This is a genomic window from Oceanobacillus sp. CF4.6, assembly GCF_051262635.1.
Taxonomy (GTDB): Bacteria; Bacillota; Bacilli; order Bacillales; family Amphibacillaceae; genus Oceanobacillus.
Window position 1 is genome coordinate 138,364 of sequence record NZ_JBIMEX010000007.1, and the last position, 16,047, is coordinate 154,410.

14 protein-coding genes are annotated in these 16,047 nt (G+C 37.4%); 2 read left to right on the plus strand and 12 right to left on the minus strand.

Features of this window, described 5'->3' with window-relative positions; all coding sequences use genetic code 11:
• Window positions 1-179 precede the first annotated feature (179 nt).
• Window positions 180-725 (plus strand): GNAT family N-acetyltransferase, encoded by a 546-nt coding sequence (locus ACHABU_RS12485; protein WP_435765232.1) that lies wholly within the window; start codon window positions 180-182, stop codon window positions 723-725.
• A gap of 26 nt (window positions 726-751) precedes the next feature.
• On the opposite strand, the gene ACHABU_RS12490 is transcribed toward ACHABU_RS12485, so the two are convergent.
• The 3 genes from ACHABU_RS12490 to ACHABU_RS12500 all read right to left on the minus strand — a co-directional run bounded on the left by ACHABU_RS12490 (window position 752) and on the right by ACHABU_RS12500 (window position 4,028).
• Window positions 752-1,093 (minus strand): YqzG/YhdC family protein, encoded by a 342-nt coding sequence (locus ACHABU_RS12490; RefSeq protein WP_435765233.1) that lies wholly within the window; start codon window positions 1,091-1,093, stop codon window positions 752-754.
• A gap of 389 nt (window positions 1,094-1,482) precedes the next feature.
• On the minus strand, window positions 1,483-2,244 hold the full coding sequence (gene aroD, locus ACHABU_RS12495) for a type I 3-dehydroquinate dehydratase (RefSeq protein ID WP_435765289.1): 762 nt from the start codon (window positions 2,242-2,244) through the stop codon (window positions 1,483-1,485).
• Between the two features lie 68 nt (window positions 2,245-2,312).
• Window positions 2,313-4,028 (minus strand): ABC transporter ATP-binding protein, encoded by a 1,716-nt coding sequence (locus tag ACHABU_RS12500; RefSeq protein ID WP_435765234.1) that lies wholly within the window; start codon window positions 4,026-4,028, stop codon window positions 2,313-2,315.
• Window positions 4,029-4,201: 173 nt separating this feature from the next.
• On the opposite strand from ACHABU_RS12500, the gene ACHABU_RS12505 reads away from it, so the two are divergent.
• Window positions 4,202-4,570 (plus strand): DoxX family protein, encoded by a 369-nt coding sequence (locus ACHABU_RS12505; protein WP_435765290.1) that lies wholly within the window; start codon window positions 4,202-4,204, stop codon window positions 4,568-4,570.
• A 310-nt stretch (window positions 4,571-4,880) separates the two neighbouring features.
• On the opposite strand, the gene ACHABU_RS12510 is transcribed toward ACHABU_RS12505, so the two are convergent.
• From ACHABU_RS12510 to ACHABU_RS12550, 9 genes are all read right to left on the minus strand, one after another.
• Entirely contained in the window at window positions 4,881-6,083 is a 1,203-nt protein-coding gene (locus tag ACHABU_RS12510; protein ID WP_435765235.1) for a S1C family serine protease, read from the minus strand.
• Between the two features lie 71 nt (window positions 6,084-6,154).
• A complete protein-coding gene (locus ACHABU_RS12515; protein WP_435765236.1) occupies window positions 6,155-6,940 on the minus strand; it encodes an MBL fold metallo-hydrolase in 786 nt (261 codons plus the stop codon).
• A complete protein-coding gene (locus ACHABU_RS12520) occupies window positions 6,937-7,857 on the minus strand; it encodes a two-component system regulatory protein YycI (RefSeq protein WP_435765237.1) in 921 nt (306 codons plus the stop codon). Before ACHABU_RS12520 ends, ACHABU_RS12515 begins: the two co-directional genes overlap by 4 nt.
• 2 nt (window positions 7,858-7,859) lie before the next feature.
• A complete protein-coding gene (locus ACHABU_RS12525) occupies window positions 7,860-9,167 on the minus strand; it encodes a YycH family regulatory protein (protein ID WP_435765238.1) in 1,308 nt (435 codons plus the stop codon).
• Window positions 9,164-10,996 (minus strand): cell wall metabolism sensor histidine kinase WalK, encoded by a 1,833-nt coding sequence (gene walK, locus ACHABU_RS12530; RefSeq protein WP_435765239.1) that lies wholly within the window; start codon window positions 10,994-10,996, stop codon window positions 9,164-9,166. The genes ACHABU_RS12525 and walK overlap by 4 nt, the downstream gene beginning before the upstream one ends.
• A gap of 5 nt (window positions 10,997-11,001) precedes the next feature.
• Window positions 11,002-11,703: a response regulator YycF gene (yycF, locus tag ACHABU_RS12535; protein WP_435765240.1), complete on the minus strand. Its 702-nt coding sequence runs from the start codon at window positions 11,701-11,703 to the stop codon at window positions 11,002-11,004.
• 142 nt (window positions 11,704-11,845) lie between these two features.
• On the minus strand, window positions 11,846-13,315 hold the full coding sequence (locus ACHABU_RS12540; RefSeq protein ID WP_435765241.1) for a peptidoglycan DD-metalloendopeptidase family protein: 1,470 nt from the start codon (window positions 13,313-13,315) through the stop codon (window positions 11,846-11,848).
• Window positions 13,316-13,546: 231 nt separating this feature from the next.
• Window positions 13,547-14,836, minus strand: coding sequence for an adenylosuccinate synthase (locus ACHABU_RS12545; RefSeq protein WP_435765242.1), 1,290 nt, complete (start codon window positions 14,834-14,836; stop codon window positions 13,547-13,549).
• A 230-nt stretch (window positions 14,837-15,066) separates the two neighbouring features.
• Window positions 15,067-15,990, minus strand: coding sequence for a glycine betaine ABC transporter substrate-binding protein (locus tag ACHABU_RS12550; protein ID WP_435765243.1), 924 nt, complete (start codon window positions 15,988-15,990; stop codon window positions 15,067-15,069).
• Window positions 15,991-16,047: the final 57 nt, after the last annotated feature.

Sequence of the window (16,047 nt, forward strand, 5' to 3'; positions counted from 1 at the left end):
TAATAAACTAGATTGAGACAAAATAGAAATTTAACTATTTAAAAATGTAAAGTAATTATCGCTCGTGCACCTCCAAAAGAGGTCATAAAAAGACAAAATCGCATTATTTTTTCTGACTATTTATATGGTATGATTATTTCACGAGATGAAAAAAAGAACAGGAATGGGTGGGATACTTCATGTTTATATACGAGATGGATGAGAATATCGTACTGAAGCAGTTAAAACTGCAAGATGCCAATGAACTATTTGAGTTAACAGATTCTGCGCGTGATTACCTTCGCGAATGGCTGCCATGGGTAGATACAACCGTCAATCCTGAAGATACACTTGCCTTTATTGATCATACATTAAGATCTGCTGAATTAAGGACTGGTTTCACTACAGGAATTTTTTTTAAAAATAAATTAGTTGGGCTTATTAGTTTTAATCATTTAGACTGGATAAACAAAATTGGTTACATTGGATACTGGCTCTCCCCAGATTATCAAGGTCACGGTATTATGACAAATGCTGTCAGAGCATTAACAGACTATGCCTTTGCAAAGTTAGAGTTAAACCGTGTGGACATTCGGGCCGCCTATGAAAACAAAAAAAGCAGGTCCATACCCGAACGTCTGGGTTTTACCGAAGAAGGGAAAATCAGACATGCCGAGTGGTTGTATGATCATTATGTGGACCATGTCATATATGGCATGTTGGCAGGTGAGTGGTATAGGTTTTAGTACTATTTAATAATAACTATTATTAATTACTGATTCGTTTCTTCAAAAGTAATATTTATAACTTCATCTGTTTCCGTATCGAATTCGATATGAATAAAGACTCCAAATTCTCTACTTTCTTCATTCAACCACAACTTGAATTTCTCTACCGTGGTATTACCATTTGCTTCTCTGCCAATGTGCAAATAATCAACAATTTTTGCATCCGGATATTTTGATTTCGTTTCCTGTACAGCAAGTCGTCCCCATTTTGCATAGGAAGGAACTTCTTCTGCTTGCACATTTACACTTCCTCCAATTGGTATAAAGATGCTGGAAATTGTAGCAAGGATCAACACAATACCGATAAATAAATAAGTACCCCTCATATCTACGTCCTCCTTTATTATAGGATGTGTAAATTAGGGTGATATTATTAACTATTACTACTTAGGATTTTAGAAAACTTGGCATTCGCCAATCCTTTGGCGATGCCATAGTTGCACTTATGCAGAAAGAAATATGGATATACTTTCTTTACTGCCAACCGAAAAAAGATAAACCTCCTCAACTAATTCGAAAGGTTTATCATTTCCCGGGAAATATCGACAAATTACATGAAACTTGTCGAATACGCCTATCTTCTATTTTTCAGGGATTAATATTCCGTTTTTGTTGAATTTTCTAACATATCAACAGGTTTACTAACAGAAATTGGGGATAACTTTGCTTTTTTATATAAAAATCATAAATACAAAGAGTAATTACCTTATATTTCCTATAAATTGCGGTGTAAGAGTTCCATAGTGTTGCGTAATTCGACAACATCTACTTGACCAGGAGCAGAAGCCTTTTTAGCAGCACCGAAAGTTAAAGCTGAACCAAATATTTCACCGGCTATACGACTAATCACACCTTTACCAGACATGGACATCGTTATAATTGGACGATCTGCATATTCCTCCATCATAATTCTTGTTGCATCCAGTAATGTTAGAACATCCACTGTGCTTGTAGGCATAACAGCAATCTTTGGTAAGTCTCCACCCAGTTCCTGTGCCCTTTGCAATCTGGAGATAATTTCATTTTTTGCCGGCGTTTTATGAAAATCATGATTGGAAATGATAACAAAAATATGATGATGATGTGCTGTTTCAATTAAATTTTGTACATCTTTCTTATCTTTAAATAATTCGACATCAATAATATCGACTTCTCTTGTTTCAGCAATGATACGATTTAATTCCACATAATAGGCGGTGCTTACTTCTCTTTCTCCACCTTCTTTAGCACTGCGGAATGTGAATATAAGTGGCGTATCGGGTAATACAAGGCGAACTTCGTGAAGCGCTTCTTTTACTTTTTCAATATCTTCTACCGCTTCAAAAAAATCTACACGCCATTCTAAAATATCAAATTCCACAGATTTGAGAAAGATTGCTTCCTCTTTTAATTCCTCAATGGTTGTACCAACGATAGGAACACAAATTTTTGGCATGCCCTCACCAATTACGACATCTTTAACCTTTACTGTATTAATCATCTTTTCGACTCCTTACTGGGTATGGGTGCTTTCTTATTCACTCGTTAAAAGATGTTCCAAGTTAACTAACTCATCTGCACATTATGCAATTGAGCAAAGATACCGTCACGTTCAAGTAATTCTTTATGACTACCTTCTTCTTCAATTCCATTCTTTGTGACAACCATGATTCGATCTGCATTTTTAATGGTTGCAAGACGATGGGCAATAACAAGTGTCGTACGATTTTTCGCAAGTTCATTCAATGCTTCTTGAATAATCATCTCTGTTTCCGTATCGAGAGCAGAAGTTGCTTCATCCAAAATAAGGATTGGAGGGTTTTTTAAAAACATACGTGCAATCGCAATACGCTGCTTCTGCCCTCCTGATAATTTCAGTCCACGTTCACCTACTTGGGTGTCATATCCTTCAGGTAATTCTTTAATAAACGCTTCCATGTGGGCCTGGCGCGCTGCCAATTCAATCGCTTCATTTGTAGCGTTACGTTTACCATAGGCAATATTTTCACGTAACGTTCCAGTGAATAAGAATACATCCTGTTGTACGACGCCGATATGACGGCGAAGAGACTCCTTCTTAATATCACGAATATCAATTCCGTCAATTTTGATACTTCCAGCATCCACATCATAAAAGCGTGGAATCAACGAAGATATCGTCGTTTTCCCAGCACCCGATGGTCCGACAAAAGCCACTGTTTCACCTGCATGAATACCAAAATCAATCGCATTTAGAACAGGGGTGTGTGATGTCTCATAACCGAATGTAACATTGTTAAAAGTAATATCGCCCAATACATTCTTCATGTCCTCTGCATCTTTTCGGTCTTGAATATCTGGACTAACATCCATTAATTCTGTAAATCGCTTAAATCCTGCCATTCCCTTTGGATACATTTCCAGGAGAGCAGTAATCTTGTTTATTGGATTCGTCAATACATTTACAAATAATATAAAACTTACAAGTTCACCATGGGACATTCGCCCATTAATAGTAAGCCATGATCGGATTACAAGTACGAGTAAAGTAATTAAGCGCATGAGTAGATAAATATTAGAATGGACTACTGCCATCACTTTATACGCACCTATCTTCGCCTTTCGAAAACGCTTGTTATCCGTGGAGAATCGTTCCATCTCAAATGATTCATTTGTAAATGATTGTACAACTCTTACACCTGATACTGCATCTTCCACACGGGCATTTACCCCGGCAATATTTTCATACATATGCTTCCACGATTTATTCATTCTGATATTGCCAAACGTGATTAGCAAAATAAGAATAGGGACGGCAATTAAAATGATTAATGCTAATGTCGGATTTATTGTGAACATAATTAAAAATGCTCCAATAAATGTCATGATGGAAATAAAGAAATCCTCCGGACCATGATGTGCAAGTTCTCCCAGATCGAACAGGTCATTTGTAATGCGGCTCATAATATGACCAGTTTTTGTATTATCAAAAAACCGAAACGATTGCTTTTGAACATGGTTAAATAGGTCCTTACGCATATCTGTCTCTATGTTGACTCCAAGCTTATGTCCAATATAGGTAACCACATACTGTAGATAAGTGCTCAGTACATAAACAAATAACAACAATATTGCAACCGTTACGATGAGATTCCAGTCTTTTCCTGGGAGAAGTCCATCTATAAACCATTGAACAGCGAGTGGGAATGCAAGTTCAAGCAATGCAACAATCAATGCTGCAGTAAAATCAATCATAAATAACCGCTTATGCGGCTTATAATAAGAAAAAAATCTCCGAATCAATATCGCACTTCCTTTATTTTAGTCTAAAGAAAATTATAGAGATAATTAGGCACGTTGGCAATTAGATGAACCACCAAATTTTTTAAGATAAATTTTTCTGAATGAGAAAGATTGTCCACATGTAGGCATAGGTTATATGAAGGATAAATCAGGGAGGTAATCATTTGAAGGGAATGCACATAACAAAATGGATTTGCTATTGCATTGGCTATGTATTTATTGTTTCTAGTATTATGAAATTGATTAATGGAGATTTTAAAGGTTCTTTCATGAGTATTGGTCTACCCTTTCCAGAGTTGACTTTATTTTTAGTGGCAATTACGGAGCTTGCCTGCGGAATGTTGATTGTAGGGAGAATGTATATGAAATTAGCTGTTCCACCACTTATTTTTATTATGCTGGGTGCCCTCTATTTCACAAAAATACCTGTATTGTGGACAGATGGCTTACTCACCTTTGCAATGAATGCTCGTTTGGATATTGTCATGCTTATTCTACTGCTACTCATTTGGCAACAAGTTAAAGGCTATAAAATAAATTAAGTTAATAACGATTATGTTTTATTATCCACGGGCAGTATTTTTTATAATTTACTAATTCACAAAATATGCTGTTTTCCTGTGGATAATGGGTGCATAACACCTAAATAACCTTGAATAATGATAGTTATCCACAAAGTTATGCACATATGCACAAGTGTTCGTAGCTATTTTGTTATGGACAATTTTTTCTTTACCATATATTGATTTCCTATAAATAATTATCCACCGTTTGTGCATAACTTTTAAAATCTGTGGATAATTATATGAAATTTAACATTAAACAAGCTCCCGCTATAATAGGAGCTTGTCTTTATTGTGTTCCAAGCGTTATCGTTGTAGTACTTTTTTCACCATTCCGGTAATACGTAATTTCTACATCATCACCGATATTCTTTTCCTGGTACAATATTTTTCTAAGATCAATCATATTCATTACTTGTTCTCCGTCCAGTTCGGTAATAACATCCAATCGCTCTATACCAGCTGTATCAGCTGGAGACAAAGGTTCAATATTCCAGACATAGACGCCACCTTCTACTTCTGAAGGTAGATTTAATGTGCTTCTCCACTCCGTGTGTGGAACTTCATCAAGTGAATAAATCTCGACCCCTAAATACGGTCGTATGACCTCTCCTGTTGCCTCCAGTTCTTCAATGATTGGGATAGCGGAATCAATTGGGATGGCAAACCCTATTCCTTCTACTGCTTCCTGATTGATTTTCATGGAATTGATACCAACTAGCTGGCCGTATATATTAATGAGTGCACCACCACTATTACCCGGGTTAATTGCTGCATCCGTCTGTATAACTTCTGCCTGCCAATCAGAACGTCCATCCTGATTAAAATCCTGTGGGATCGTCCTTTCTGTACCACTGATAACTCCCTGGGTTACTGTACTGGAAAGATAAAGTCCAAGTGGATTACCAATCGCAATTGCAGGTTCACCTACTTTTATATTAGCTGAGGAGCCCACTTCGATAATCTTGTCTACTTGAGATCCATCCATCCGTAATACTGCCAAATCTGAAAATAAATCACTTCCCACAATTTCTGCTTCGATATGGGTATCATTGGATAAGACCACCTCTACTGTGTCTGCTCCTTCTATTACATGGTGGTTGGTTACAACAAATGCAGTTCCATTTTCATTTTTATAAATAACACCTGAACCTGTACCCGCTTCAAAACCATCCTGTTGTTCCCAAAAGTCGTTTCGCTGCTGAATATTTGTAATCCCGACAACTGATGGCGTTACTTCTTCAATGATTTCCGTTAGCTGTGTTGTAACATCAACTTCTACCACTTGATTCATAGACCCATCATCATTCGTATTGGCCTCTTCCTCCGTACCGTTATCTTCTAAAGAAGCTGTATCCCGGTCCGTACGAAACAGTTCCGGCATAACAATGAAAACCAATAAACCACCTATTACAATTCCCATGATTAAAGGTATCAACCATCTTCCTCTTTGTTTATGTGGTCGCCTGTAATTCTGATCATAGTATCCCATGTTTAAGATCTCCTTGCTATATGATATATCATAGTATTACCTTAAACTGAAAAATATTAAACAGCAATACATTATCCGACTTCATATAAAGCAGTAGGGCTTTTTGGATCGGTATCATGCAACTCAATATCGATGCCTCTTTCTTGTAAAACATTCTTAACAGACATCCGCGCAAGATCCTTCATATTATTATCGAGGCTCAAATGCGCAAGGTAAATTCGTTTCGTACGATTACTTATAATATCTGTCAATGCAAGACCACAATCCTCATTAGATACATGACCTGAATCACCCAGTATTCTGCGCTTTACACTCCATGGGTAACGCCCCACACGGAGCATTCCCACATCGTGATTCGCTTCGAAGATATAAGCATCTGCATCCTCTACCGTTTTTTTTATTCGCTCTGAGACATAACCAAGATCGGTTACGAGGGCTATTTTCTTCCCCTCATGTCGAAATGTATAGAACATTGGCTCGGCAGCATCATGGGAAACACCGAAGGATTCTATTTCCATGTCCTTAAATGTCTTCACTTCTTCCATTCCAAAATGGAATTTCTGATCTACTGAGAGTTTTCCTAATGACTTCTCCATCGCTTTCCATGTCTTTTCATTGGCATAGATTGGGAGATTATACTTCCTTGCAATAATGCCTAATCCTTTAATATGGTCACTATGCTCATGGGTTACTAAAATCCCTGATAATGTGGACGGATCTACATTAACCTCACTGAATAAATAATCCATTTGTTTTCCACTTAGCCCGGCATCCACCAGGATTTTCTGTTCATTTGATTCAATATAAAAGGCATTTCCTGTACTTCCTGATGCCAAAACACTAAAACGTAATGTCATTCTGGTTCACTCCGATTTTCTCTATCAAGCTTTTGATTAAAAACTGCTAAAGTAGGTGCTTTCATGTCATTTTCTTCTGGTAAAAATTTAATTTTTTCAATATAATCTTCCATTGTTCTTTGTATGAAGATCGAATCATCCTCTGAATAAACAAGACCTTCGATAGCGTTCACGAAGTAATTCTTTTCTTTATTGATGGTAATCTTCCAAGTCGGTGCAAATACTTGTGATTCAATACGAGAGAGGAATCCCAACGATATATCCGTTACTTCTTCATCTTGTGTAAGCGATCCACGGTCATAAAGTGACCCGATTGCCTGTAATTGCGCGATACTTTCTTCTTTGTTCCCTTGTTGTTCTGCATCCCCAAGCATCGTTTGGGTGTAATGCGTAATCTCATCATTGTCATTTAAATAAAACATCAGTAACGCATTCTGATTAAAATAAATGGGTTTTTCATCTTTTTGCTGGAAAAATACAATAATATTTGATTCTTCATCCCAGACCCAATACGTAAATTGTTCTGGATATAACAAATAAGGTGCAACAAAATTTGTTATATTACTATTGGTTGGATTTGCTGGTAACGCTATTGGTTCTTGAAATTGGGAGAGTACAAAATTATCCTCCACCAACGTTGCTTCCAAACCAACTATACTATTTAATTCATCCATTTCTTCATCGGTAAATGTTTTTTCACTTACATTTATATAATTGGCCTCGGTCACGTCTTGGTTTAATTCAGGAATTTTAATATTCTCTGATTCAAATTGTTCTTCATAACTACCAAATTCTTCACCATCCAAGAAACCTATATCTGCAGAGTCTCTTTGTTTGTCAATGAATTGTACGAGTAAATAAATATTTAACACAAGAAAACTGAGAATGAATAATGTTTTTATATGACCCCATTGCATCCTCAATCTCCTCCTTTTTGAATCGTTTCGTTAAATACAGGCGCCTGCCAAGTTCCTTTATATTTTATATACCAAGCAGGTTCCAATTCTATCGCATTTTTTTCAATACTAAGTCTTAACCGATAACCAAGCTTTATATCCTCAATCATTTCTCTATCATAATCTGGATGTTTCAATAAATTAGCAATAAAATTTTCTGCTGGTATCAAATCGAAAGTGGATTGCTGAAAAGATCTATCTATCAGAAAGAGTGGGCGACGATATTCCTCCAATTGCTGACTGTTCCATTTTTGTTCAATTACAGACAAGTCCGGATATCCATTATTAAATGTTGGGTATCCATTATAATGCAACCGGTACTTCACTAGGTTTTGATAGATATTCAACTCGGTTAATTGAAAATCACCTGTCCAACCTCCATGATCATTAATGTTTGCAATGCTTCTTTCCAAGAGACTATCTACAGTAAGGGGTGGGTCTGTATTCTCAGTAAAAGGGTTAACATATTCCATTCCCAAATTATTGTCAGTAATTCGCATTTGCCGGCTGTCAGTAAAGTAAGTCAATCCACTTTGTGGTGTGGTTGATTGCATAACCACAGATGGGTTTGGAAATAGGATATCCCGCATATCAGAAGGACTGATCCCCGTAAACCGCATTGTTTCTTTATTTAATTCAATTTCACCTGATGGAATGTAAATATCCTTTTCCCCTGTATCCATCACAGTATATTCACGAAATATATCTGCTTCCAAATTGGTCATGAGAGACCACATCTGTTCATAATCATTTGGATTATTTACCGTTGCAGTCGCTTTTTCATTACCATTCATTGAAACAAATTCAATACCCATTGATGCCGTATCTGTAAAGGTGATGTATAACCTTTCAAATGACCATTCCGGGAATAAAATATCGTCATCTTTAAAAGACATCATACTGCCGAATAACTCCATTGGAATAGCATCTGGAAATATCACTTCTACTTCATCGTTATCTGGATTTCTCTCATCCGCAACCCGAGTTGTAAAATCAGCAAAGGTCCAGGATTGCATATCCACATACATTCCCTCTCGATTTTGTGAGCTTGAAAAACCATAAAAACTTTCATTTGATTTAAATATAATCTCACTTGGTTGAATCAGACTTCTTCGCGTCTCTTCTTTTGTACCACCCAATTCAACTTCTTCAAACGACTCTTCACGTAACGTTCCTACATCAGGCTGATAATTCCACATCCCAAATGTAAGAATTAAACTGGTACCTATAAGGATAATTAATATAAAGGATTTTGCTGTTTCCAATTTCATCTGATATCCCTCCGCTTCTCACTCATCAGCGGTAGAGTAAAGAGAATCGTTGTTCCTTTACCTTCTTTACTTTTAGCCCATATTTTCCCATGATGTGCTTCCACTAATTCTTTCGTAATTGCAAGGCCTAATCCTGTACCGCCAAGTTTTCTTGTTCTTGCTCTATCAGCTCTGTAAAATCGTTCAAAGATTTTTTCAAGTTTATCATAAGCAATCCCCATCCCTTGATCCTCGACGCTTACGAGTAAGTAATGTCGTTTTATATCTAGCTTCATGCGAATATCTCCGCCCTCTGGGGAGTACTTGATGGCATTAGAAATGATATTATCCAAAACCTGTGTCATCTTATCTTTATCCATCCAGACAAGGGATTGTCCTTTTGGAATTTCTCTGATTAAGGTTATTTGTTCAGGTCTATTCATTTCAAATCGATCAATCACCTGATGGAAATAACCTACAAAATCTGCACGTTCCTTGTGCAATGGTAATTCATCGGAATCCATTTTGGAAAGTTGGAGCAAATCATTAACCATGCGAATCATTCTGTCCGTTTCATTCTGTGCAACATGAAGGAATCGTGGCGCAATTTCCTTGTCTTCCCAAGCCCCATCCGTCAATGCTTCAATATAGCTTTTCATCGTCGTTAATGGTGTACGCAATTCATGCGAAACATTGGATACGAAATCACGACGTTCTTGTTCTACTTTTTCCTGTTCTGTAACATCACTAATAACGGTTATAAATCCGGTTATTTCATCTTCATCATCTGAAACCGTAGAAAAATTAGCTCGCACTAAGAAAGGGGAATCATCACTGAAATCAATAATCATGGAACCACTATCCTGGAGTTCCGTTAAATCAATTATTTTCCCTTCCAACTGAAGTACATCAAGTAAGTAGTCCCCAATTACTTCTTCTGGGTTTTCCCCGATTAGCCTTCCTGCTGCTTCATTCATTAATGTTATTGAGCCAGAATTATCAGTTGCAATAACCCCGTCAGACATATTTGATAACACCGAACTGAGCTTTCTCCGTTCCTCCTCGATGGTAGCATAGGAATGCTTAAGCCGGCTGTTCAGATCATTAAATGTCTCCGCTAATTGGCCTATCTCATCTTTCCCAAACACATTAACTTTTTGAGTAAAATCTCCATTTGCCATTATCCGGGCTTGTTCTCTCATCTCCATGATTGGCTTTGTAATGGTTCGTGCTACAAGTATTCCAATAATTGCCGATATACTAATTGCCAGAATTGACCCTTGCAAAAATATACGGTTAATGTCTTCTACCTGATCATATACCTCTTCCAACGAGGATTGGAAATAGATAACTCCAACTGCAATACCATCTGCGTCAATTAAAGGTTCTACATGTACATAGACCTGACTTTCTGCTTCAGGGTCCCAAAGCTCCTTTTTTTGTGGCGAATCAAAAAACAACGCTTGTTGCACCAATGGTTGTGTTACTTTTCTTCCAAGTTGTTCCTGTTGGTTAAGTTTATTTGTTCCGATAATACGACTTTGATTACTAATAACATTCACGGTCGTTGCTATATTATCTGTATTGATATCTTGCACAATTTGTTGAATTTCGCCCTCTAAAGTTGGCCCGTCACCCTCTTCACTGCGTTCCCTGTCAAAAGCCTGCTCCAAGTTATAGCTTAACAGCTCCACACGCTCATTAATCGAACCTTTAAAATTGTTAAGGAGATTCTCCTCCAATTTTTGTGTAAAGAAAGATCCGATAACTTGAACGGCAAGAAGTAATAAAAGGATATAGATGATAATAAACTTTAATTGAATGGAACGGAAAAAACCAACTTTATTCATAACAACTACTCCTGCTCAGAATTACGTAAATAATATCCAACACCCCGTCTTGTGACAATCCACACCGGGTTACTTGGGCTCTCCTCGATTTTTTCACGAAGTCTGCGAACCGTCACATCAACGGTACGTACATCTCCAAAGTAATCGTAGCCCCAGACGGTTTCGAGTAAATGCTCCCTCGTCATAACCTGGCCAATATGACGTGCTAAATAGTGCAGTAGTTCAAATTCGCGGTGTGTCAATTCGATCTGCTCACCTTTTCTTGAAACGACGTATGCATCCGGATGAACCGTTAAATCGCCAATAACAATATCCTTTGTTGTTTTAACTGTATCCTCTGGAACCTGTTGTCTACGTAAATTAGCTTTCACCCGGGCAAGTAATTCACGATTGCTGAAAGGTTTTGTCACATAGTCATCTGAACCTAACTCCAGACCAAGCACTTTGTCAATCTCTGAATCTTTTGCTGTAAGCATAATGACAGGCATCGTTTGTGTCTTTCTTACTTCCCGAAGGACTTCATTTCCATCCTTACCTAGCAGCATGATATCTAATAGGATTAAATCAGGTCTTTCACTCTCTGCAAGTTCAATCGCTGTGTCGCCATCATTTGCAATAATTACCTGATATCCTTCTTTTTCTAAATTAAATTTTAATATATCTGCAATTGGCTGTTCATCATCTACTACTAATATTTTTTGACTCATTTTAGCCACATCCTTTTCATCCATTACTACCCTCTATTCTACCGCAAATCAGCTCATCTGTCTTGTAGTGCCTGTCACTCCCCGAACTTTGTCGAACACCAAGGAATGAAAAAAGGCCGACTTCAAAGAGTCAGCCTTTTTCTTATTTGCTTACATATTCCGTTGGGTTTTGTAGTGCTCCATTTTTATAGACTTCAAAGTGAAGGTGGATTCCTGTTGAATTTCCCGTTGAGCCCATTACACCGATCTTGCTACCCTTTTCTAAAACCTGACCAACTTTAACATCAATCGAAGAAAGATGAGCATAAATAGATTTCATTCCATTATTATGATTAATAACAACTTTATTACCATATCCACCACTGTTGAATCCAGCAGATTCAACTACTCCATTATCAGCTGCAAGAATATTGCGGTTTGATGGACGGGCAATATCAATTCCCTTATGTGTTTTCCCCCAGCGTTCGCCTGGATGACTGGAAATATATCCGCCAACAGCTGGCCAAACCATATCGCCTGTACCTGTAGGTGATAATATCTTTGTCCCTTTGATAATTACTTCTTTGACTGGATCCTTGGTTACTGTTTCATCCAAAGCCTTTTTATCAGTCTGTTTTCCATTTGTTTTTTCGATGGAATAAAGAACTTCTTTTATACCATCTTTTCCTTCCTGCTTCACTTTCTCTTCACCTTTGTACATCTCATCAGATTCGATTACTTCCGTTTCATAACCAATTGTATCTTTAACTAACTTTTCTTCCGTTATGATAACATCGACAAACGGTTCATATTCCATTACATGTATTTTTTGATCTGGCTTTAAGATGGAATCTTCAGCTAAGGAAGGGTTTATTTCCAGTAATTTATTTATGGTTAAATCATATTCACTGGCAATTTTACCTAGTACTTCACCTTCTTGTATCGTATGGACTTGTTCTTCAAGTGTTCCTTTTTCCAACATGGTAATACCTTGCTCACCACTTAAAATCTCATCAGGCAATACTTTTTGAGTGGATAATGAAACTACTTCTGATAAAGTAACATCTGTTACCACGCTTTCTCCAACAGAGAGCTCCATGTTTTCACTTTTCAATAAACCTTCAATTGTTACTTCTTCTGTATCATTTTCGAGCTTTATATCTGTAAGAAGCTCTACATCCACATATTCATTCATATAGTCCTCTAAAATAGGATAGGCTGCATCTTTGTTGCTGAAATATCCAACTGTCTGATCAGCAATTTTAAGCTCTACAGCATTCGCTTTTAAAGTTAGCTCTTCATTTAGTCTATTTAGTACCTTATTGTTATCAAAAGAGGGGTTAAACACCTTCTCTGAAATATAAGAGACATCTTCTCCTACTGCTAAGGATAGATTTTCATATTTTTGTTCGCCTTCGGTAATCTTCATATCAATAACACGCTGAACCACTTCTTTTTTGTCTATTTTCCCAACATGTTCCCCGTCCACATACACATGATAAACCGTTCCAAGTGCGTCATCGGCATAAGCGGTTGTCATGGTAAACCCAAGTCCTAAACATGCAGTTAATGCCAGTTTCCCTAATAGATTACTTTTCTTTTTTGTAAGACTCTCTGTTTTCCTCTTAAACATTCCTGTATTTCCTCCGACATTCTTTGATACGATGTATATCAATATCAATATGAATTTTCTCTTTTTTATAGATTTTAAGTACTCTATTAATCTACCATAGGTAAAAAGGATTAAAAAGAGAATGTCGAATAATGTAAAGAAACTGTATCATTACTCCCATTATTTTACATATTTTGCCTGGAAACAAAAAAATAGAGGCTGTCTTCGTAGACAACCTCATACACGAACTGATTATTGACTGTACACACTGCGTACATTATTTGTTTGCGAACGGTCTGGACCCACAGAGAAAATCGATAAAGGAATCCCCGTTAATTGTGACACTCTCTCCAAATAATGCCGGGCATTGGACGGTAATTCATCAAGGCTTTTAACACCTGTAATATCGTCTGTCCAACCGGGCATTTCTTCATAAACAGGCTCACACTCAGCTAATACCTTCAAGCTGGCAGGAAACTCCTTCATGATTTCTCCTTTGTAACGATATGCGATACAAATTTTCAGGTTTTCGATACCTGTTAAAACATCAATGGAATTCAATGATAAATCTGTAATTCCACTCACGCGACGCGCATGACGTACAACGACACTATCAAACCAACCGACACGACGAGCTCTTCCGGTTGTTGTTCCATATTCACGACCTACTTCACGAATTTGATTACCGATTTCACCATGTAGTTCTGTTGGGAAAGGGCCGTCACCTACACGTGTTGTATAAGCTTTCGATACTCCAACAACATGATTGATTTTTGTCGGGCCTACACCAGATCCAATCGTTACACCACCGGCAATCGGGTTGGAAGAAGTAACAAACGGATAGGTTCCTTGGTCAATATCAAGCATAACACCTTGAGCGCCTTCAAAAAGAACACGTCGACCCGCGTCAAGTGCATCATTCAATACAACCGAAGTATCTGTCACATATTGCGCCATTTGCTGGCCATATTCATAATACTCTTCCAAGATATCTTCTACTTTCAATGGATCAATTTCATATACTTTTTCAAACAAACGATTTTTCTCATTCAAATTCTGTTCAAGCTTTTCACGGAAAGCTTCTTTATCCATTAGATCGGCAATACGGATACCCATACGCGCTGCTTTATCCATATAAGCAGGACCAATACCTTTTTTCGTTGTACCAATTTTATTAATGCCTTTTTCCTCTTCTTGAAGAATATCCAGCTGTATATGATATGGCAAAATAACATGTGCGCGATTACTGATGCGAAGGTTATCTGTCGAGACGTTACGCTCATGTAGATAGGCAACTTCTTCAACAAAAGCTTTCGGATCAATTACCATGCCATTTCCTAAAACACATATCTTCTCTTTAAAGAAAATACCGGATGGGATCAAATGCAATTTATAAGTCACATTATCAAATTTAATTGTATGACCTGCATTGTTTCCACCTTGATATCTTGCAACTACTTCTGCGTTTTGCGATAGAAAGTCAGTAATCTTCCCTTTTCCTTCATCGCCCCATTGCGTTCCTACAACTACTACTGAGGACATAGTACACCTCCAATAAATTTATGTGAATCATATGCTTTTATTATAACCAATTGTAAGTTTATCAATAATAAAAGGGGGAGTCAATTTAAAATACGAACATTAAATAGATTTTAAATAGTATTGTACGGTAAAATGGCAATAACAACGGTAAGCAACCACAGTACCACTTTTTAAAAACAGCCCATAAAAAAACAGACTGCAAGCATGCACAGTCTGTTTTTATCACTTATTTATTCAATTCCTTCTGTCCATTCAGCTACTTTATCGGAATTTTCTTCCACCCATGTTGCTGCAGCTTCCTCTATATCTGTTCCTTCATTGATATTAAACATGATAGATTCAAGGTCTGCAGGAGTCCAGTTAAAGTTATCCAGAACTTGGTATGCTTCTGGCATATCTTCTTCCAATCCTTCACGAACCATTGTATTAATCGTTTCTGCTTCACCAAATGTACCCTCTGGATCCTCTAAGTATTTCAAGTCATATGCTTGGAATTTCCAGTGTGGAGACCAACCAGTAACAATGATTTCTTCTTCGTTTTCATATGCTTCACCTAATGCTGTTGCCATGGCACCACTTGAAGAAGTTTGTACTTCCCAGCCTTCAAGGTTTTCATAATCTTCTAATGCTTGTTCGGATGCCGCAACCACACCTGCTCCTGGCTCAATACCAGTAACGGTTTGATCAGCTTGTCCTTCTAAATCAGCAATGGAGTCAACATCCATATAGCTTGGAACAACTAAGCCAATAGCTGCGCCTTCTAAGTTTGGACCTAAATCAACGACTTGATCTCCGTATTCTTCAAACTGTGCAGCATGCGTTCCTGGTAACCAAGCCGCAACCATACCATCTGCCTCACTACCTGCAACTGCTTCCCACATAACAGCATTATCAAGTGCCGTTAATTTAACATCAAAACCTAAGTCTCCTAAAACCTTACCAATGACATGTGTGGATGCAACCTCTGTATCCCACTCCACATAAGCCAATTCAATTTCCTGACCTTCCACGGATGAAGATTGTTCTGTATCTTCGTTTGTATCTGTTGATCCAGTATCTGTTTCTTCTTCCTCTGCAGCGCCACAACCTGCTGCAAACAATGCTAATGAAAGTCCAGATACTAATCCTAGACGTTTCCAGTTAAATTTCAACATAAAATACCGACTCCCTTTTCTTAAAATTTTTATATGGAAACTTTTCTAATGAAAAGA